At 40.0% G+C, this 21,099-nt stretch carries 18 protein-coding genes; 9 read left to right on the forward strand and 9 right to left on the reverse strand.

Annotated elements, in window-relative coordinates; genetic code table 11:
- Positions 1 to 160: 160 nt before the first annotated feature.
- Positions 161 to 1,120: a lipid A deacylase LpxR family protein gene (locus BGP15_RS10490; protein WP_286769464.1), complete on the forward strand. Its 960-nt coding sequence runs from the start codon at positions 161 to 163 to the stop codon at positions 1,118 to 1,120.
- A 97-nt stretch (positions 1,121 to 1,217) separates the two neighbouring features.
- Here the strand turns inward: BGP15_RS10490 and BGP15_RS10495 are convergent, their stop codons facing one another.
- The 3 genes from BGP15_RS10495 to BGP15_RS10505 all read right to left on the reverse strand — a co-directional run bounded on the left by BGP15_RS10495 (position 1,218) and on the right by BGP15_RS10505 (position 2,984).
- Complete coding sequence (locus BGP15_RS10495; protein WP_286752630.1) at positions 1,218 to 2,468, reverse strand: dicarboxylate/amino acid:cation symporter; 1,251 nt, start codon at positions 2,466 to 2,468, stop codon at positions 1,218 to 1,220.
- 10 nt (positions 2,469 to 2,478) lie between these two features.
- On the reverse strand, positions 2,479 to 2,601 hold the full coding sequence (locus tag BGP15_RS10500; RefSeq protein ID WP_286769465.1) for a hypothetical protein: 123 nt from the start codon (positions 2,599 to 2,601) through the stop codon (positions 2,479 to 2,481).
- Between the two features lie 233 nt (positions 2,602 to 2,834).
- The gene (locus BGP15_RS10505) at positions 2,835 to 2,984 is read right to left on the reverse strand and encodes a hypothetical protein (protein ID WP_286752629.1); all 150 of its coding nucleotides are present in this window, start codon (positions 2,982 to 2,984) and stop codon (positions 2,835 to 2,837) included.
- 57 nt (positions 2,985 to 3,041) lie between these two features.
- Here BGP15_RS10505 and mnmC2 point away from each other — a divergent pair, with 57 nt between their 5' ends.
- Positions 3,042 to 3,707, forward strand: a complete 666-nt coding sequence (mnmC2, locus tag BGP15_RS10510; RefSeq protein WP_286769466.1) for a tRNA (5-methylaminomethyl-2-thiouridine)(34)-methyltransferase MnmC2 — start codon at positions 3,042 to 3,044, stop codon at positions 3,705 to 3,707.
- Positions 3,708 to 3,958: 251 nt separating this feature from the next.
- Here mnmC2 and BGP15_RS10515 read toward each other — a convergent pair whose 3' ends face one another.
- The 6 genes from BGP15_RS10515 to BGP15_RS10540 all read right to left on the reverse strand — a co-directional run bounded on the left by BGP15_RS10515 (position 3,959) and on the right by BGP15_RS10540 (position 9,724).
- Positions 3,959 to 4,693 (reverse strand): hypothetical protein, encoded by a 735-nt coding sequence (locus BGP15_RS10515; RefSeq protein ID WP_286769467.1) that lies wholly within the window; start codon positions 4,691 to 4,693, stop codon positions 3,959 to 3,961.
- Positions 4,694 to 5,220: 527 nt separating this feature from the next.
- Entirely contained in the window at positions 5,221 to 5,910 is a 690-nt protein-coding gene (locus tag BGP15_RS10520; RefSeq protein WP_286769468.1) for an SMUG2 DNA glycosylase family protein, read from the reverse strand.
- Between the two features lie 102 nt (positions 5,911 to 6,012).
- Positions 6,013 to 6,510 (reverse strand): FKBP-type peptidyl-prolyl cis-trans isomerase, encoded by a 498-nt coding sequence (locus BGP15_RS10525; protein WP_046672788.1) that lies wholly within the window; start codon positions 6,508 to 6,510, stop codon positions 6,013 to 6,015.
- A 36-nt stretch (positions 6,511 to 6,546) separates the two neighbouring features.
- Entirely contained in the window at positions 6,547 to 8,547 is a 2,001-nt protein-coding gene (locus tag BGP15_RS10530; RefSeq protein ID WP_286769469.1) for a thioredoxin domain-containing protein, read from the reverse strand.
- Positions 8,548 to 8,624: 77 nt separating this feature from the next.
- Entirely contained in the window at positions 8,625 to 9,347 is a 723-nt protein-coding gene (locus BGP15_RS10535; protein ID WP_286769470.1) for a hypothetical protein, read from the reverse strand.
- Between the two features lie 101 nt (positions 9,348 to 9,448).
- A complete protein-coding gene (locus tag BGP15_RS10540) occupies positions 9,449 to 9,724 on the reverse strand; it encodes a hypothetical protein (protein ID WP_286769471.1) in 276 nt (91 codons plus the stop codon).
- Between the two features lie 236 nt (positions 9,725 to 9,960).
- On the opposite strand from BGP15_RS10540, the gene BGP15_RS10545 reads away from it, so the two are divergent.
- From BGP15_RS10545 to BGP15_RS10575, 7 genes are all read left to right on the forward strand, one after another.
- Positions 9,961 to 10,575 (forward strand): RNA polymerase sigma factor, encoded by a 615-nt coding sequence (locus BGP15_RS10545; RefSeq protein WP_112374885.1) that lies wholly within the window; start codon positions 9,961 to 9,963, stop codon positions 10,573 to 10,575.
- 2 nt (positions 10,576 to 10,577) lie between these two features.
- Complete coding sequence (locus BGP15_RS10550) at positions 10,578 to 11,588, forward strand: FecR family protein (protein ID WP_286769472.1); 1,011 nt, start codon at positions 10,578 to 10,580, stop codon at positions 11,586 to 11,588.
- Between the two features lie 18 nt (positions 11,589 to 11,606).
- Positions 11,607 to 14,177 (forward strand): TonB-dependent receptor, encoded by a 2,571-nt coding sequence (locus BGP15_RS10555; RefSeq protein WP_286769473.1) that lies wholly within the window; start codon positions 11,607 to 11,609, stop codon positions 14,175 to 14,177.
- Between the two features lie 5 nt (positions 14,178 to 14,182).
- Positions 14,183 to 15,001 (forward strand): DUF4249 family protein, encoded by an 819-nt coding sequence (locus BGP15_RS10560; RefSeq protein WP_046672782.1) that lies wholly within the window; start codon positions 14,183 to 14,185, stop codon positions 14,999 to 15,001.
- Positions 15,002 to 15,104: 103 nt separating this feature from the next.
- A complete protein-coding gene (locus BGP15_RS10565; protein ID WP_175441942.1) occupies positions 15,105 to 15,803 on the forward strand; it encodes an AcvB/VirJ family lysyl-phosphatidylglycerol hydrolase in 699 nt (232 codons plus the stop codon).
- 51 nt (positions 15,804 to 15,854) lie between these two features.
- Positions 15,855 to 18,374: a DUF5686 and carboxypeptidase-like regulatory domain-containing protein gene (locus BGP15_RS10570; protein ID WP_286769474.1), complete on the forward strand. Its 2,520-nt coding sequence runs from the start codon at positions 15,855 to 15,857 to the stop codon at positions 18,372 to 18,374.
- A 115-nt stretch (positions 18,375 to 18,489) separates the two neighbouring features.
- Positions 18,490 to 21,060: a flippase-like domain-containing protein gene (locus tag BGP15_RS10575; RefSeq protein ID WP_286769475.1), complete on the forward strand. Its 2,571-nt coding sequence runs from the start codon at positions 18,490 to 18,492 to the stop codon at positions 21,058 to 21,060.
- The last annotated feature ends 39 nt before the right edge of the window (positions 21,061 to 21,099 follow it).

Here is a 21,099-nt window from a genome sequence, read left to right on the forward strand (position 1 = left end):
AAAGGAATAATGCAACTTTTCCATATTATTTATATCTATTCTAAATAGTTTGAATTAATTGGAAAAATAAGCTAGATTCGAATGCTTTTGAATAATTTGAAGTGAAATTTGCTGTTTTGGTTCTAATGATATCGCATGAATTTTACAATTTCCTGTTAATATGAGTGTTGCTTTGCGATTTTTAGGCCTCTTTTGGGCTGTTATAGTTCCCTGTTTTTTTGTTTTTGGACAGGTGAAATTCCGTAATCAGGAAATTGCTGTTCAAAATGACAATGACGTATATCTCCTGACCGGTCAAGACCGCTATTATACAAACGGTATCAATATAAACTATAGGATTGCGTTGCCGGGGAAACTGGATAAACAGTCTTCAAATACGGTATTGGATTTTGAAATAGGCCAGCGTATTTATAACGGTATCAGTATTATTGACTATAGACGGCAGGAAAAAAAATACGATAGACCGTTTGCAGGTTACCTTTATTTTAGTGCTGGGGTAACGCGATTTTTACCGCAGGATCAGGTCATTGAGTTCAAGACCGAATTGGCGCAGATCGGTCCTAAATCCTACGGTGAAGAAGCCCAGAAGTTTATCCATCATCTATTTGGTATGTATGAGGCAACAGGTTGGGATACGCAGCTTGGAAATTCCTTCGGTATTGATTTAAGTGCAACCTATAAAAAAGGACTATATCGCAGTCAAAACCAGCAATTTGATGTGGGAATTATCGGTGAAGGGACTATTGGACTAAATAATACCAATCTGGGGATTGCGGCCCCGTTTCGGTTGGGGAAGCTGAAATCCTATCAGGCATCGACCCTTACACATGGGCATTTGACACAAGGTAGAGCAGATAATGATAAAGAATGGTATTTTATCTATCAACCAAGTATGTCCCGTATTTTTTACAGCGCAACCGTAGAAGGAGGGAGAGGTCAAAATGATCCCATAGGCAAGCTATACACTATTCAGCCTTGGATGCTTAGTCACCGCATAGGTTTCAACTGGTCGAATCACAAGATCAATTACGGTATCAATTATATATTCAATTCGAAAGAGCTCAAATCGGTGTTTCATCGGCATCAATATGGCGAGCTGTTTTTTGCCTACCGTTTTTGATCTGCCAGCCATAGATATGACCCATATTGATCCGCTGCGCATTGGTAGAGTCTCCGTTGATCCGCTATCCTTGAAATGCTTGCCGTTTGTAGCCTGTTTAGCCTGGATTTTCGGGAATAGGATCGGCCAGTTTTTGCCCGATCAATCTGCTGGTGAGCATAGCGGCTACGGTGTCTCCAGTAGCATTGAGCATTGTTGCGAGGGGATCGACCAGGGTTGCGATAATCATAATGGACGGGATCACCTCGGTTGGCATCTGATAAACCGATATAATCAGCATTTCTCCAATATAGCCACCATTAGGAATGCCGCCGGCCACAATACTGACCAATAAAGTAATTCCTACCGCCATAATTAGATTCGACGGATCAAAAAATTCCTTTCCACTTAATAAAAGCGCAACATAAATTTTAAAGATACAGGCGATTGCAGAACCATGCTTGTGCAATGTCGTGCCTAGGGGAATGACGACACTAGCGACGCTGTCGGGGATTCCAATTTGTTTGGCCGCAAGTAAGTTTGCTGGCATGGTGGCAAGGCTGCTGCAGCTGCTCAATGCAGTTAAGGAAGGTAATATGTTGTTTTGCCAATAGCGTTTGACCCCCTTAAGCCCGAATGCTAAAAAAGCGAATAAACTGAAAACCGTGAAAAAATAGAAGATTCCGAAAAAGTAATATAGCCCGATAGGTTTGGCATAAAAACCGAAGAGCTGAGGGCCTAATGTTCCAACCTGATAGGCAAAATATGCTCCCAAACCAATGGGAGCGAGGTTCATGACCATCACGAGCAGATTTCCCATCACTACATTGCCCGAGTTTATAAATTTACGGAAGGTCTCTGCAGATGTTCCAGACTTGCGCGTAGCAATGCCAACGAGGAACGAAAAGATGACAAAGGCCAGCATATTTTGACGTGATAATAAACTCGAAAATTCGCTAACGGTTAAAAAGCGGACCATTTTTTCACCCCAAGAATCATGGGCAACCGTTTCCACGATCTGAGTTGCTTGTTCGATAGGCAGGGGAGCATCGACTGGAAAGAGGTAAAGGAAGCAGATGCTTGATACTCCGGCGACAACAATACCCAATACAAATACGAATGACATCATGCCGATGATCCTTCCCAGCACACTGTCGCCATCGATATTGGCAACAGATGAGGATATGGCAAAGAATACCAAGGGTATGACGCTGACAAAGAGGAGGTTTAGAAAAATGTCGCCGATCGGTTTAAGATTGTTGACGATAGGAGGAAAAAAGATGCCGATCAAACTTCCAATACTGATTCCTAGGAGTAGAAGTAAGATACTGCCGTAGTTCTGCACAAAAGTTTTTGTAGCGTATTTCATAGGTGTATGATTAGTTATTTAGAAGGAGTTCATTCGCATGGAAGAACTGCTTATATTGTTTTTGTAATTTGGTCATATGGAGAATATCCAATGCTGTTGTATTGCTTGCGCTTGTTAGGTTTGGATATTCCATTAGGTTTTGTGAATGTTTCTTATTTAGATTGCTAAAATACTGTTTTTCTCGAATAGGTCTATTAAAACGAGCTGAATTTATGCGTGTTTGTTCATTTTTGTTTTTTCTTACTGAAAAAATCCGCTTTTTGTCGACTGGACTTTTTTTATTGAAAGCATTTCTTTATAGCGGTACCCATGCCTACTATACGCTCGGTATTGATATGCTTTTTCATTTGGAAGTCGATGTACTGGTCAATTGGTTGACATCACCTTTAGTCTACGCTGATAGATGGTCGGGCTTGCTAAAACCGTGAGGATTTTGATACGGGCATTGGCTTTTTTATCTTTGGACAGTAGCAAGATATGCATCATGGGCAGGGAGTAGGCCATTCGTTTTGGCATCGTTTCTTTGTTTGGACTCCATGTGTAAAAATTAGAACTTAACGTATTTGTATAAAAATGGAATTTGTAACGACAGGAGATGGTTCGAAAACTTTGTTTAATGCTGAAATAGGAGAATGTTATCATTCGAAACACGGTGCGGTACAGGAAAGTAGGCATGTTTTTATAAAGACAGGGCTTGACCACTACGTACAAACGACAGGAGCCGCCGACGTTGGTATCTTGGAGGTTGGCTTTGGTACCGGTTTGAATTTTCTACAAACAGCCAACTTTCTTAGGGATAAATCTTTTCAGGTGGAATACGTCGGAATTGAAGGATTTCCCCTGCCTTTGTCTACTATTGCTGCAACGGGCTATGATGCGACGGTACACCCAACTGTTTGGACAAGTTATTTGAATGCATACGAGCTGGCTTTGACGGGAAACGTGCAGATTAACGAACAATTAAAACTTCATATTGATCATACCCTGTTGATGAATTTTCAATCGGACCGCTTATTTAACGTCGTTTATTTTGATGCCTTTGCTGCTGTGCATCAGCCTGAGATGTGGAATGATGCTGCCTTGGGGCATATTGCACAGTTTGTTAAACCGGGTGGTGTTTTTGTGACTTATGCGATTACCGGGAACCTCAAACGCAGTATGAAAACATTGGGATTTTCGATAGAAAAGGCTCCCGGAGCACCAGGCAAGCGGGAAATGCTGCGTGCCACAAAGTTGTAGCGGTTGTCTTATATAATAGCATCGGAAAGAGTTAATCTTACGGGTCAACATACATGACGAAAGAAATTGAAATAGAGTATAACTTGCTCTATACAGGTCCACGCTTTAGAAAGCTTGTAGAAACCAATAATGCTAAGATTGCTACGGCTGTGGCTTGTATAGCGTCTGCTATTCAATGGGTAATATAGTTTTAGTATCCAATCGATTTTATTAGGCATTGTGATAACATCAGCTTTTGAGAGTTGCACATCTTAATTAATAAACGCACCGACTATTGCAGCTGGATGAAAGCTTTTGTTATTTAATAACAGATGTTTATGGCGATGAAATCCATAATATTCGATGTTCATACCAACAAGTACGGTTGTTGCATCTTTATAGTTTACATCAAATGATAGCTGTTCTAATTCAACCATTTTGGGTCCCGTATGCAGGTTGATGGGGATCTGGGGGCTATGGACATGAATATATTGTTGCTGCTCAAAGTTGAGCATGACAATAAAGAGGTTAAAGATGAGCAGGTCGCAATTTTTTGGCTGCCGTATGTCCTTTTGTTTATCAAATTTTGGAAACTGGATTGTAAGTTGCTTATTGTCCAATAATTGGATCTGTGGATCGAAATGCATAAAGTCCTGCATATGGCATTTTTCATTGAATTGAAAATTGACCAAACGGTTTATCTTATTGCTGCGTATAGATTTTTCTTTGGATATATGTCCGCTAGGGCCGTTCACTCGCTGCAACTGAGTTACTAAGCGATTGTGCATATTGCTATCATAAAAACCCATGTGTACTTCTGCCATCGTCCGTCGTATGTAAGCGCCAATCGCACTGCTCACTCCAAAGCTTACGGAGGCGGCTTTTGTCCCTTTGGTTTGTTTTGGTTTCCGTCCTACTTTCGTCTGGACAATTGTTTTTTCATTCGATTGTCGAAAGACCACGTTCCCAACTAAGCCTTTCAGATTTCCATTTTCTATCGTTGCCATATCGTAAATATATGTATTTAAATTGCTGAAAAACAAATAGTTGTTTGTTTTTAATAGATTTAAAATTGGGCTTTGCCTCTGATTTTAAATATGGCAATCGTTGTCAAATGCCAATTATTAAACTCATAATGAAAACGTATTTCATTCGCTACGGAATGATATGTTTGATTTGAAATTTATTCCAATCTTCTTTGGAAAACATTCGTCATAGCGTCGGATTGCTAGCATACTGCAAGCAGCATGAGTCCGTGGTGAGTCCGAGTCAAACCCGGAAATGAGGAGGTAACAGTATGGTCGGGGCATGCATCTATCTGCTTCCTGATACGAATAAGGGCGGAAATTGATTCGAAGCGACTCAAACGGATTGTCAAATCGGTTGGTTAACTCGGACTTCGTTCTGTTAATATATGCATTTATATCTTTTAATTTTCAAAATGTATATTATAATATTTAATTTGTTCGGAATATAGATACAAATTATTTTATGCTTTTCTAAATTTTTGTTTAGAGTTTACATGTGTGATAACCTAGTCTATGCTCAGCACGCTGATGTAATTATCGATGTAGTGCAGTTTGTCTTTGGATTTATATTGTTGTATATAGCGTGGGTGGTCTAGGACGGTCATTTTTCCAAACAACTTTTCTTCTTTGTTGATCTTAGCGAGAAAGGTTGCATATTTCTTTCCGAGCACAAAGACCTCCTCCGTCGCTAAGCCCATAGCGATGTGTTGTTTCAATGAATCAAGCATAAAAGGGCTGACCATGTCGAAAAGTGTTTTATCATCATAGTAGTTTGCATTGATCCAATTGTTGGGTTTCGTTTCTCGGACAATCGCCAGGGGAAAGGGTGAATTGATATAAAATTGTTTGTAGAAAATATCGGGGCCACCATAGGCTTCGATCATATCGTACATGAACACCGAAGATATTTCATGGGTATATGCAGAATGCATTTGTATGCCACATGCGCTAGCTAGTCTTTTGGTATCCGTAAAAGGAACTCCCGTTACACCTGCCCCGTGTCTGCTCGGATTAATACCAATAATGAATTTTCTTGTTAGGTTATCATTGTAATATTTGTGGTAGAACTGTTCCATCACGACCAATGTTTCGGGGTTGTCAAGGTAGGGGTTAATTACATTGAATGCTGGGGGAAGACTTCCCTGATAATGAAGATGTTTATTGAATAAAACTACTTTTTCCGCAAATGTTAGCATCGTTCGTGTGTTTAAAAACAAGATACGGTTTTTAAATAAGCAAAAAACAAAGCCGGGTGTCATCTGACATCCGGCTTTGTTTTTTAGTATCTTGAGTCAGGATTAGTGACCTTGCGTACCGTCTACACCATGCGAGTGTCCGTGAGACAACTCTTCTTCAGTAGCAGGACGTACAGTTAAGATTTCAATATCGAAATTTAATGTTTTACCAGCCATTGGGTGGTTTAAGTCAGCAACAACTACTTCTGGAGTAACCTCAGCTACTACAGCGCGGAATTGGTTTCCTTGATTGTCTTGTAAAGGCAATACTTCTCCTACTGGAGGTAAACCTGTTTCTTTGAACATATCTACTGGCAATTGTGCGAATGCTCTGTCGTCTTTTTGACCGTAAGCATCATCCGGTGCCAATTCAAATGAAATCTTATCACCAACGTTTAAGTCTGCGATGTTTTCTTCAAATTTAGGTAACATCATACCTACACCATATAAGAAATCTAAAGGTTGTTCTGCAGTTGTTTCTTCAACGAAAACTTTTTCACCGTTTTCTACTGTGTGAAGTCTGTACGTCAATGCTACGACGTCGTTTGCTTTTATAGCCATCTGATTTTGATTTTTGGAAGCCGAGGCTACCGTTTATTAAATATAATTTATTAACGCTTGTATTGAATCCTGTGGTAGACTGCAGGTCTTGTTTTTACAAAGATATGCTTTTGTCTCCTTTCCGACTCTATGTTCTAGCAATGGAAGATTTTCTTCCGTACCGCCAAGAACAATTTTATTAGGAATATAATATTGGTCGAGTTCTTTTTTTAAAGCCATCGCTTTATCCCCCGTCAATGCAATTTCATTGATTCCATATATTTCTTCTAGCAATAATATTGCCCAATTTGAATAGGCCGAACCATAAGTCTTGATTTGGGGGAATACATTCGCTAGCAATTGGTCTGTAATGGCGATGTAATTTTCATCGTCAAAAAGTAAACCTAATCGTTTCAATTGGCGAACCATTGTCGAGGAAGAGGACGGGATTACGTTATCCATAATTTCGCTTTTCCGTGCGATAAGTTCCTCCGCCGCTGTCGACGTATAGTAGAATGTTTTTTGTGATCCATCGTAAAACAATGCAATGGCCTCATCGGCAAGCTGTCTTGCTTTTGTGAGCCAATTGAGGTCAAATGTCGCTTCATATAAGGCTATAAAGGCTTCAATAGTGAATGCATAGTCATCCAGGAAGCCTGCGATCGCTCTGTTGTTATCTTTTGGTTGGTGCAATAACTGGAGGTCGTCTTGAATAAGGTGTGTACAGATAAACTGGGCATTGTTTAAAGCGAGTTCGAGAAAATGGCTGTTCCCAAGACTGTGATAAGCATCTATTAGTCCTTTTAGAAATAAAGCATTCCAGGTGGTCAGCTGCTTATGGTCGAGTCCCGGACGGATCCGTTGTTCACGATAGTTGTATAATTTTTTCTTTGAAATTTTTAGAAAATCTGCCCATTCGTCAGCTGACATATTGACCTTTACGGCTAACTGGTCTGCATTAATGGCGCAAATTGGGATGTTAGTTTTCTCTTCCGTCCAGTTCCCTGCTTCGGTGATGTTAAAATATTGGCCAAGGAGGGCAGCATCATCGCCCAATACCTCGTCAAATTCAGCTTTTGAGAAGGAATAGTATTTTCCTTCAATACCTTCGCTATCTGCATCTAAAGCGCTATAGAAACCATGGTTCGGCGCAAGCATTTCACGCTCGGCCCAGTCAATCGTTTCCTCGATAATCCGCTTATAGAATGGATCTTGACTTTGTTGATAAGCTTCGGCATAAAGGGATAGTAATTGCCCGTTGTCGTAGAGCATTTTTTCGAAGTGGGGAATATGCCAATAATGGTCAACCGAATAACGGGCAAAGCCACCACCGATCTGGTCGTAGATACCTCCTGATCCAATTTTTTTCAACGTCAAATGAACATGATCCAGGACTTCCTGATTGTCGGCAAGCACCGCATATTTAAGCAAGAACAACCAATTGTTAGGTAGCGGAAATTTGGGTGCTTTTTGATAACCACCGTCTTTTTTATCGAACATCTCGGTCCAAGGGGCCACAATTTCATTTAAGTCGTCGATCGTGTATTGATCAGGGATGGGATTGATAGGGAGCTTCTCGGCACGTTGGATGCCGTTGTTCAGCTTTTCGGCATAGTCAAACGCGACTTCGGGTTTCTCCGTCCACATTTGTGCAATTTGCAATAAGATATTCTGCCAGTCGTGCGGTTTGAAATAGGTGCCACCATAAATTGGTCTTCCATCGGGTAGGCAGATACAATTCAAGGGCCAGCCGCCGGCATTGGTCATCAGCTGCACCGCAAGCATATAAACTTGATCGATATCGGGGCGTTCTTCACGGTCGATTTTGATGGATACAAAAAACGTATTCATGGTTTGGGCGATGGCTGAGTTTTCAAAACTTTCACGCTCCATCACATGACACCAGTGGCAGGCCGAGTAGCCAATGCTTACAATGATGAGTTTATTTTCGTCCTTTGCTTTTTTTAAAGCTTCCGGTCCCCAGGGCATCCAATCTATGGGATTGTGTGCGTGCTGTTTAAGGTAGGGTGAATTTTCAAATTGCAATTGATTCGCCATAAGACGAAGGTAGTGAAAATCTGCATCAACTAGCATTGCCTTGTAAAACAATGCTAGTTGATGCAGATTCTTCTACATTAAAAGTGTTTAAATTGGCTAACTAATCGTACATAACCATCTTTGATACGATATTTTTTATTCTTTTCCGTATATCCGTTGAGTTCAAACTCGGCTTCCAGTAAATAAAATCCCCTATCGAGCTTTTCAAACTTCAAAATCGTAAACGTAGCGTCATCCTGGATATTATTATTCAATTGGACAGGTTTTGTCATGGATCTATTGGGAATGTACGAAAACATAGCTTCTTCCGTTTGGGGAGAGATACTTAAAAATACACCTGAAGTTTTATTTTCACGGGCATAGTCTGTGATAAATTGTTGTGGTCCTGTTGCTAATTGAAATCCATTGATAGGTTGATACACTGTTGCTCCTTCTTGCAATTTCGCGATATTGTATTTTTTAGTAAAACCAATTGTCACATTTGCTTCGCCAAGAAATGCATAATTATATTCAACGAGCAAAGAATCTTTTTCGCCATACCACCAGGTATTACCTGTGTTATAGGCAAAATGTCTATTCGGCAATTCCTGATTATAGGGTTTGATGTTAATTTGCTTATTACTGTAGCCATTAGTATATAGATCATTAGAAGCATATTTTACGCCGTCAATTGTATACGAAATACTGTCGCTCAACATGAGTTTTGCTTTTGTATTGTCATCAGGATTAACTTCAGGTTGATCTTTTTTGCAAGAAATAAAGAAAAGACCGATTACAGTGAATAAAAAAAATGATCTCATGATTGTAAAATTAAATTTGATGTTTTTATGTAAACTATAAAAATAGCTGTTAAAATTAGCGTGTAAACATGCTTTTGTTTCTCTAATATTAAAAACATGTTTTAATATTTAGGTTCTCCGATAATCCTATAATGTTCAATATTATCTTTTGGATAACCTATCAGGGCGACAGCGGTAGATCGGTTTTCCCAGATTGCTACTGTAGTGGCGTTAAACTTATTTTTGAAAAGTAAATTATACTTATTATCTAGTTCAGCTTGCCCATTATTCCCTGCAGAGAGCGAAGGGCTACTATAGGTTTTACTTGCCGCTTCCAGTAAATATTCTTTTTCTTTTTCTGGTGTTAATTGTGCGGATTTATTTTTTCTTTGGCACATGAAATGAAAATAAATAAAATTAAACTTATAAAAAAGTGGTTTTTTAACATGTTTTTGTGATTTTTTGTAAAAATAGAAAATTTATTTAAAATTCACTTAATTGAGTCGCGTTATTGTTTGTTTCTACGTTAAACAGTTTTGGTGACTCATTAAGTTGTAAATTAACTAGATGCATAAAATCTCCATGGAATTTGATTATTTTTACATACGTTTATTATTAGCTTTACCGAAGTCCTATGTCAAATGACGTTGACCTGCTTAAGAAGATAGTCCAAAAAGATCGCGATGCTTTTGAAGCTATTTATAAGAGCCATTTCCGTAAATTGTATAGCTTGTCTTTTCGGTACGTGCGCGAGGAGGCCATCGCTGAAGAGCTCACCAACGACGTATTTATGATGTTATGGGAAAATGCAGGCAAGTTGGCTATTAGTCAATCACTGGGAGCTTACCTATCTCGCAGCGTTATTAACCTTTCGCTTACCTACCTCAAAAAGAATCAACGTTTATTGGAACGGAATAACGATTATAGCAAGGAATTGGATCTGACCGATGATGAAGATGAAACTGATCGTGCCGCACTTTACGAATCCAAGTTGTTGATGATCGAAAGTATACTGGAAGGACTGCCGCCGCAGTGTCGAAAAATCGTTCTTATGAGTAAGTACGATAAGATGAAACAACAGGAAATCGCAGATCAATTGGGAATCTCCATAAAAACGGTTAAAAATCATCTGACCATTGCTTACGATAAAATTCGGGTCGCTTTGGCCAAGCAAAAAACTTTTCTGTTGCTTCTCATTGGCTTTTTATTTTTTTCATTGGGACTTTTTGTCCAGTTTATTATCTTATAGTTATGGAAGAAAACAATACTTCAAGATTTATTCCTTATGACTTGATTCAGAAAGAGCTGGATGGGACTATTTCCGAAAGGGAAGGAGTGTTGCTTGGGCGTTGGATTTCGGAGGATGTAGAGAACCACGAGCTATACCACGACGTTAGAAGTATAGCTGACGACCTTATAGTACTGGAACGCTATAAAAAAGTAGATACTGGTAGCCAATGGGAAAAATTTAAAAATCAGTTGGATAAAACAGGGGATCATCAAAAACCGGAGATCGCGAAAGCGGTACGAACAATCTGGAAACCCTGGATGAAATTTGTGGCTGCAGCCGTATTGTTCGTGGTCGGTTTTGCCGCTTACCTGAACTTTGACCGTTGGATGGGCAATGAAATCCGATTATATGGATCAGTAGCTCAGCAGCCTACCCTACTTCCCGATGGTTCGATCATCACACTACAGGCCGGAGCTGAAGCGATGTTCAACAAAAGGACATTTCCACAGCAAAGAACTGTCGAGCTCAAAAAGGGAAAAGCGCTATTCGATGTCAAACATCAAACAGGAAGCTCCTTTGTGGTTGATCTTGAACATAATTATGTACGTGATATCGGCACTACCTTTGAAGTCAACCTACTAAAAGATGATGTCGAAGTACTTGTTAAGGAGGGGATAGTGGCTTTAAGCAGTGGAAAAGGAGACCATGCGGAAGAACTTGTTTTACAGAAAAATCAAAAGGGCCTTTATAAAAGACAAACAGCGTCTTTATCTAAAATTGATCTGTCGGTAGACAATGATACTGACGTAGCGCAAAAGCTGAGCTACTCAAATGTTCGGTTGGATAGTATCTGCTCAGATTTGGAAAAGCACTTTCGGGCGAATATAACTGTCGTTGGAGATAGTTTAAAAGCACGGAAGCTCAGCATGTATTTTGATGGGCAGACGCTCAATGAGATCGTTCAGATTCTTTCCAAAACCTTAAACGTGAAATGGAAAACTGGTAAAAAGGGATATAGTATCTACGAATAGACTCTTCGCGTTGCTGATATGAAAGATAGGATCCTGTATCGTCTGCTCTTTTTCTGCGGGTTAGTTATGGTTGTATGTTCGAAAGCCATGGGACAGAGCTCCCCTGCTGAATTACGGATCTCAATTGACACGCACAACAAACAGATCATTCAGATACTTACCGAAATTCATAAAACATACGATATATCCATGTCCTATGATGAGCAGATTTTTAACAAGGACATCATCTATAGTCGTTCGTTCGACAAGTCCAGTTTGGAAGAAGTCCTTAATTATTTGCTGAAAGATTCCAATGTTGGATTTACAATTATCAATAGAGCGCTGATCTTCTATGAGGAAGATAAAACTTTTACCATAAAAGGACGTGTGGTGGACAGTCTGAGCGGTGAAAACCTGATTGGTGCCACTTTGTTGATCGCGGAGAAAAACAAAAGTAGTTTAAGTAATAAATATGGGTTTTACTCACTGACATTACCACGGGGCGAATACAGTTGTTATGTGAGTTATCTGGGCTATAAAACAAGGGTGGTCTCTTTAAATGCTGCGTTAGAAAATAATTACCTGGTCATTAAGCTTGCTCCGGTAGATTTCAACTTGAGTGAGGTGGTGGTTAATGTTGATTCTTCCTTGACAGCGCAGCACATGGGAAGTTTCACCGATAAGATCAATTGGACCCAAACACGAAGAAATGCTTTTTATAAAGGCGAGGCTGATATCATGAAGGTATTACAGATGCAAAATGGGATTAACGGATTAACAGAAGGTGGCAGTAATCTTTTTGTAAGGGGAAGCGGTAAAGATCAGAATCTTATTTTGCTCGATGAAGCTGTTGTTTATAATCCATCGCATCTATTCGGTTTAACCTCGGTGTTTAATTCGGATATCTTGAAGAATACACAGTTTTATAAGGATGCTATCCCTGCAAATCTAGGGGGACGTCTTTCTTCCATTATGGATATGAGTACCAGAGACGGCGATGCCAATGCTTTTCATGTTTTTGGTGGATCAAGTCTTTTGATTGCTCGGGTTGGTGCTGAGGGGCCATTTATAAAAAAAGGAAAAGGTGCTTTCATTGCCACTGCACGGGGAAGTATATTAAATGCTTTTAATACAGATTATCGGTTGTTTAATGTCAAAGGTAAATACAGTGACTATAACGTGAAGTTCAACTATACATTTGACGAGAAAAATCGGGTTTATCTTTCGGGTTATTATGGGCAAGATAAAGTTATTTCACCGAATAAGAATACCAATCGTTGGGGTAATTGGACTTCTACTTTGCGGTGGAACCATGTGCATAGTGACCGATTATTTATGAACCTTTCGGCCATATTCAGTGATTATCATAATAAATTGGATGTCAGTAAACCCGAATCGAGTGACAATCAGATCTGGTTGACACGGATACGTGACTTTAGTTTGAAATCCGATTTTACGTATTTTATGGGATTGGATCGCACCTTGGATTTTGGTCTCCAGGGAACCTTACATCGTTTTAATCCCGGGGAGATATCACCGGTAAATTCAAATACGGAGGATAATATCTTTAGGGCCCAGGCCTATGATTATACGGGTTATGTTTCGTTTAACTGGAAGATTGATTCCGCCTTCCGGATTGTTGCGGGAATGCGGGCGAATGCCTTTTTTAATGCTTCCTTTGGACGCTATTATTTATTGGATGGCAGCTCGTATAAGCCGTTGTCGAACGATGCCGACAAGAAAAAATCGTATTATGGTTTAGAGCCACGCCTGTCTTTGCAATATAAAATGGGCAATGATTACGCTTTCAGACTGGCTTATAATCGGAGCTATCAGTATTTGCAGTTGTTACAGAACGATGAACTTGCTTTTTCCTCGTTGGAAGCATGGGTACCGGCGGGATTAAATATTAAACCACAATATGTTGACGCGATTTCTTTTCGTATCAACAGATTATTGTATCGTGGAAATATTGGACTGGAAGGGTATTGGAAGAGAATGGGCAATCAGGTCGAATTGATCGATCATGCGCAGCTAATACTCAACCCATTTATCGAAACACAGCTGCGCCAAGGAAAGGGGCGCGCCTATGGACTGGAATTATCCGTCAATCAGCGTATCGGTGAGTTTTCGGGCAGTATTTTCTATAGTTGGTCCAGATCTTTTCGGAAGATCAACGGCATCAATAAAGGAAAAGAGTATGCCGCCAATTTCGATATTCCACATGTGCTTAAGAGCAACTTGTCCTACGATTTGGGGAGGTCGGTGCATCTCAGTGCTTTTTATACGATTCATACAGGGAGACCTTTAACCTATCCAATAGGATTTATGGAATATGAGGGGATATATGTTCCAGTGTATTCAAGCCGTAATTCCCATCGCATGCCTACGTTTAGTCGTTTTGATCTAAATTGCTCGGTAGATTTGGAAACGATAAGGCAGCGAGAGCGAGGGAGAAGACACACCTTGAATTTTGGATTATATAATATATTTGATCAGCGCAATCCACTTTATTATAGTTTCTCCGAAGATAGCAATGGGAATTTGGCAATTCAGAAAACATCCTTTTCCGGGCGGGTTCCCTCAATTAGTTACACCATGAGATTTTGATTGATATGAGATTCTTATTGATTATAGTTGCTTGTTTTTTAGTGGTTTCCTGTCAGAAGTCAGCTGTAGACGAGGGGCAATCGTACGATATGATTGTTGAAGGCGGGATTAATACCATGTACAAAGAGCAGTATATCCAATTAAAGAAATTGGATGGGCTAAAGTCTAATTCAGGGACTATTGGGATTAGCGGAGCCACCGTCCGGGTAACCAATGGTCCCAATACGATTGAATTCAATGATTTGGGTGAAGGGCTTTACTATGGGGAGCTGTTCAACCTCAAGGACACCGTAGGAAATGTATTTCAGCTTACGATTACTTTGAATGGGAAATCATATGAAGCACAGGATCAATTGATACCCGTGATACCGATTGAAAATGCCTTTCTGCCGGTAGAAAAAAATAACTTGAATGGCAAATGGGGGGTAAAAGTCAGTAAACATCTGTTCGGGATGCGAACTTCTAATAAATGGCTTATTATGCCGCAGAAGGATTTTTCCGAAGACGATATCTCTTCTTTTCGATCTCCTTTTAGTTATAGTTATCGTTTGGGCGCGCCCAACGTACTGAACAACTTACTTGGGAAGACCTACAACTATGAAGTATCGTTGAAGGATAGTTTAATCGTCTCTAAGTTTTCTGAATCGCCACGTTACTCCCGTTTTATTTATAATCTATTTCAGGAGACGGAATGGAAAGGTTTATTGTCTGCAGTACCTGCTAATGTCGAGGGTAATATTTCGAATAATGCCCTTGGTTTTTTTTATGTGATGGACGGTGTGCGTAAATCTATTCCAATAAAGGACATTAGAACCGGTAAATAGTGTCAGAGGAAAGGATTTCACGGCGTATTTATTAATGAATCATCCCAGGTGGTCACAGGCATTGTTATTATTCAAAGCAAATATTTACACATATTATATACACATGAACACTGCACATTATAAAGCAGATAGATTATTGCTATTGCTATTTTTTTGGCTAAGTCTTGCCCTAAAACCAGTACACGCAGAAGTACTACCAAGTTACGTTATTCCACTTAAAGATGCCAATAACAAACAAAAAACAATGCTTGTATTTATTACGGGTGATGGCGGTTATAATGATTTTAGTAAAAGCCTGTTAGCTTACTTTTCGCTCGATGGATATCCTCGTTTGGTCATCGATGCAAAAAAATATTTCTGGAAAAAGAAAACACCACAAGAAGCGGGCAGGGAATTCGAACGATATATTGACCATTTCAGAAAAGAATGGGATTGTGACCAGATTTATTTGATAGGACATTCATTTTCTGCGGGAGTGTTGCCCTTTGTCCTGAATAATTTTTCGGATCCATTGAAAAAAGCTATCCGGCATGTTACCTATTTATCACCCGATCAGTACGCGAGCTTTGAGGTGACCGTATCGACAATGCTCAACTGGAAACAGAAAGCCAATGGCTATGAGGTACTTGCTGAAGTGTTGAAGCTAAAGCAAATCCCTTCGACTTATGTTTTTTGTAAAGAGGGCGAAGAAGATCTCGTGAAAATGTTTCGTAATGCGGGATTAAAGGTCGATGTATTGGCTGGACCGCATAATTATAATCGTGATTTTAAGACGATTTATAATACTGTGCGATTAAGATAGCAATCGCACTAGGACTTTTTTATAAAAACCTTGTCATCCTACTGAATTTAGATGCAAGGTTTTTTTATGCAATATCGTTTCTTATTGGTTTTACTGTTCTTTACTTCTCGACTATTTGGACAAGGAGCTTCATTAACAGGAATTGTCCTCGATACCTCATCAGCAAAACCCATTCAAGGTGTTACTGTAACGCTTTCCCACACGGCCAGATCTGTAGCAACAAATAAAGAGGGGCATTTTCAACTATCATCCGTGCCTGACAACTGGGAATTATTATTTAGTGCCGTTGGCTATAAAAAGCAGTTGTTCCCGATGAGTGTCGCACAGGGCAAGAAGGTTCTTATTATCCGTTTGGAAGATGAACAACAGAGCCTCGATGAAGTTGTCGTGAATGCGCCTAAAAAGAGGAAATACACGAATAAACATAATCCAACAGTCGATTTAATCCGTAAAGTAATTGAAAAAAGAGACGAAAATAATGCCCTAAATGGGGCAGCGGGTAGCTATCAGGAATATGAGAAGCTATCGATGTCCCTGTCTATCCAAAATCAAAAGGTGGATAAATCCCGCTTACTCAAACGTTTCGGATTCTTGAAACAGGGGATGGATACGCTAAAGTATCCGGGGAGATCGCTGGTACCCATATTCATGGATGAAAAAATCGGTCAGCGAAAATTGGATGCCGCTAAAGGTAATAACTTTGTTTTATTGGGGGAGAATCAGTCGCGCGTAGATCAGTACCTGGATGAAGACGGTATTGATGAGTATCTGGATAAAATCTATGGCGAAACAAATATCTATGATACGGATGTCTCTATTGGGAATAGACGGTTTTTGAGCCCCATAGCGACGTTGGCACCTTCGTTTTATAAATATTACCTGGTTGACACTTTGAAGGATAGTAAACCTTGGCATGCCAAAATACGCGTAGAGCCACGCAATAGGGAGGATGCACTTTTTTCAGGCTTCATCTATATCCGCCTAGATGGGAGTTATGCCTTAGATCAAGCGGAGCTGACCATCAACGAAGCGACCAATATCAATTGGGTGAAGGGGTTAAATATTGTTTTGAATTATTCGGAAAATCAAGCACATCGTTTTTTTCTGAGTAGGGGAGTCCTGACGATAGACATGGGAATCTTTAAGGATGGTATGGGTTTGTTTGGGGAGAAAGTGACCAGCAGGTCACCTTCCAGTGAAACACAGCTCGCTGTTAATGGTAAAGCATTGACACGAACAGGACCACAGAATCCGAATGGAATTGACTGGAATCTTGCGAGACCTGAGAAACTGAGTAAGCTGGAGGCGCAGGCCTTTACGAATATCGATAGTTTAAAACAATCAAAATCTTTCAAAAATCTGATGGCATTGGGCTCCTTTATCATGTCGGGGTATTATGGCCGCGGTGTTATCGAAATAGGGCCAGTACCTTCATTCTATAGTTTTAACCCTGTCGAAGGAAGCCGATTTAAATTTGGGGGCAACACGACGGATATTTTTAGCAAGACATTGGTCCTGGATGGTTATGGTGCCTATGGTACGAAAGATAGGCAATGGAAATATAATATGGGGGCTACTTACTCCCTTAACGGTGAATCGGTATACAAATTTCCGGTAAAGTTAGTCTCCGCTAAGGTTAGTAAAGAGGTGCAGGTGCCGGGCCAGGATCTCAATTTTATTGACAATGACAATTTTTTGCTTTCATTCAGAAGAGGGGAAAATGACAAAATGTTTTATCTACAGCGGAGGCAGATCGAATATTGGCAGGAGTTTGAAAACCATTTATCCTTTAAAGTGGGGTTCTTCAATCAAATCCTTAGTCCGGGTGGTATCTTAACATTTGACCGTCGCGCTTTTAGAAGAAGTAACGGCAATGAGCTGTGGACTTCTGCTTTCACCGGAGAGATTCGCTGGGCTCCACATGAGAAATTATACCAGGGAAAACGTTATCGACGTATCATCAATACGGGCCAACCAATTTTTACCTTAGCCGCACAGGTTGGTGTGAAAGGTTTATTGGGTGGAGATTATAACTACCAACGTTTCATATTAAATGCCAATAAGCGATTTTTTGCGTCCCAATTTGGTTTTGCCGATATCGTATTTGAATCGGGTATCCAATTTGGAAAGGTTCCTTATCCGCTGATGATTATTCATCGGGCAAATCAAACGTATTCGTATCAGCTCAACTCCTACAATTTGATGAATTCGATGGAATTTATGAGCGATAAATATACATCACTATTGCTTCAATATTCATTTAATGGTTTTTTTCTGAATAAAGTTCCGCTTTTAAAAAAACTGGATCTCCGGGAGATTGCCTCTGTAAAGATGTTGTATGGCGCTGTTGATGCCTCCAACAGATACACAAAAAATTTTGATGAATTGCCCAAGGATCCGCGCGAACCGCAGCTGTTCTCGCTTAATAATGGGGCCTATATAGAAGGTAGTGTTGGGCTGAGTAATATCTTTAAAATTTTACGGGTCGATCTGGTTCGCCGTTTTACGTACCTGGATAATTCGGGGGTATCTCCATGGGGTGTGCGGGCAAAGATCGGTATTGATTTTTGATGTTTGAAAAAAGACAAATTGGATTGGGACTATTTTGAGGAAATGATGTCATTAGTAAAAGTGGTTTAGAAAAACGAAATAATTGGGTTTGTCAATTCGAGAGGTAATTATGCTGATGAAAAACAAGATGTTGATCTGGAAATCCTTGTTGGGCCTATTGGTCATTTTGGGTGCTGTATATTTTTTTGCAAATCAAAGACAGGAGCTGGCATCGTCGGTAGGGCTTATCCAGTCAAGTTCGTTATTTTGGGTGGCAATCGGGATCGTGGTTTCTTTGGCTTATATCGCCATGCAAGGTCTGGTCTATGTCTATAGTTTTAAGTCTTTGCAACAAAAACTATCACTGGGTGGGGCTACCCGCCTATTTCTAAAAAGAAACTTTATCAGTGTCTTTCTTCCGGTAGGTGGATTTACCTCCCTGGCTTTCTTTAAGAAAGAGGTCAATCAGGAGGGAATTGATGATGCAAACGCCAACCTTTCTTCTGTTATCTACGCCGTCATTAGTTTGGTGTCCTTATTTATCCTCTGTCTTTTTGTTTTTCTGTTTGTTGGAATCGCAGGTCTTGATATGCAGATCATCGGGATTATGCTTGTTTTTAGCGTCCTACTGCTGGGATTTGGCTGGTACTGCAGATCATTTTACCGTGGTGGCCGAGCATACAATTTTACAGTACGTCATTTCCCTTCCGTTGCAGGTACCTGGGATGAACTCCATAAAAAAGGCGTAGATTTTTGGGCTGTATTGCAAAGTCTCCTTTGGGCAACAGCCATTGAGCTTGTCGGGATTTTACATATCTATATCGCTATGCTTGCTTTAGGCTTTGAAACATCGTTATTGGCTTGTACGGTAACCTATGCAGTCGGAACGTTGGTCTATTGTTTTTCACCGTTGATGAAGGGGGTTGGACTTATCGAGGTGTCGATGGTTGTCATTCTGTGTAAGTTTGGCTACAGCGAAGAACAGGCGATTTCGATATCCTTGTTATATCGTTTATTTGAGTTTTGGGGTCCATTGGCATTGGGTGGAATTAGTTTCTTTGTGAATAAGAACAACATCTTTGTTCGGATACTTCCATCTGTTTTTATTTTTGTGATGGGCCTTATTAATATCATCTCGGTCTTGACGCCGGCTATCCATAGCCGTATAACGGCATTAAAGCAATTTATATCTTATGATGCATTAAATTTTTCAAATGCAGCGGTACTTTTCTTCGGTATATTGTTGGTGATGTGTTCGGGCTTTTTGTTGAAGGGACTACGTATGGCTTGGTATGTTGCGGTTGCGTTATGTTCACTTTCTATTGTTGCCAATCTTTCCAAAGGGTTGGATTTTGAAGAAGCCTGGTTTGCTTTTTTGGTGTTGCTGATGTTACTCTATTCATCGAAACATTACTTTGTGCAAAGTAACAGAAGGCTAAGCTCTTTAAATCTCAGCTTGGTTTTGTGGCTTATTGGGGTTGTGCTTCTGTATGGGATTACGGGCTTTTATTTCTTGAATGCGAAGCATTTTAATACGGACTTCACCATTGTAAATGCAGTGAGCAATACATTACACGGTTTTGTACTGCTCAATGGTGATGTCGCAGAGCCGCAGACTGCCATTGGACAATACTTTTTATATTCTATCAATTTTTTTAGTGTGATCAGTCTTTCCGCATTATTCTACTGGATGGTCAACCCATGTCAGTTAGCGGAGGAAGAGGTGGATGGACAGATGGAAATCGCGCAGCGCATTTTGGAGCGTTATGGTAAATCACCTGTCGATTACTTTAAGACCTATGGCGATAAAGATCTTTTCTTTAACAAGGAGCTGACAGGCTTTATTGCGTATAAAAAATGTTATGGTTTTGCGATGGTGCTCGAAGGTCCCGTTTGTGAAGATACTGAAGATGCCATGAAAGAACTGATAAATGCATTTGAACACTATTGTCGCAAATCGAGTTTAAAAACAGCTTATTACCGCGTTGACGGTAGACATTTGGGGGTTTTTAAGCAGTTGGGCAAAAAATCTTTTCTGATTGGAGAAGAGGCCATTGTCAATGTCGATAATTTTTCGCTGGAAGGAAAGAAACGCAAATCACTCCGGAATGCGGTGAATAGCATTGAAAAGAAAGGTTTTGTTTCGAATTTATATCGGGCGCCGTTATCCAATGGTTTGCTTCAGAAATTACAGGTTGTATCGGACCATTGGTTGAGAGACATGAAGCGTTCAGAACGTGTTTTTTCTCAGGGCATGTTTGACGTTGGTAAGATTAAAAATAGCCATGTAATTACTTTGGAGGATAACGAAGGGCGCATTTTGGCCTTTTTGAATATCATTCCTAATTATGCTCCGGACGAGGCGACGTATGATCTTATCCGGAAATTGCAAGATGCACCAGGCGGAAATATGGATGTATTGATTATCCGTTTTTTAGAATATTGCAAAGAGGAAGGTTATTCTTTTCTCAATATGGGACTGGCTCCTTTTTCAGGATTTGACAAGAAGAAAGGGCTCGTTGAACGTTTGATCAGTTTTTTATATGAAAATAATCCTTACTTCCGTCAGCCAAAGGGCTTAAAAGAATTTAAGGAAAAATTTGATCCCTGCTGGGTCGAGAAATTTGTGGTGTATTCACATGATTTGGATTTGATTTCAGTGCCTTTGGTGATTGATAAGGCAATGAAATCAAATGCGGGTAAGTGATCAGCAGATATTAGCTGGAAATAAGTTTGTTCTTTGAAT

Origin of the sequence: Sphingobacterium sp. 40-24 (genome assembly GCF_001899705.1) — a bacterium.
Classification (GTDB): domain Bacteria; phylum Bacteroidota; class Bacteroidia; order Sphingobacteriales; family Sphingobacteriaceae; genus Sphingobacterium; species Sphingobacterium multivorum.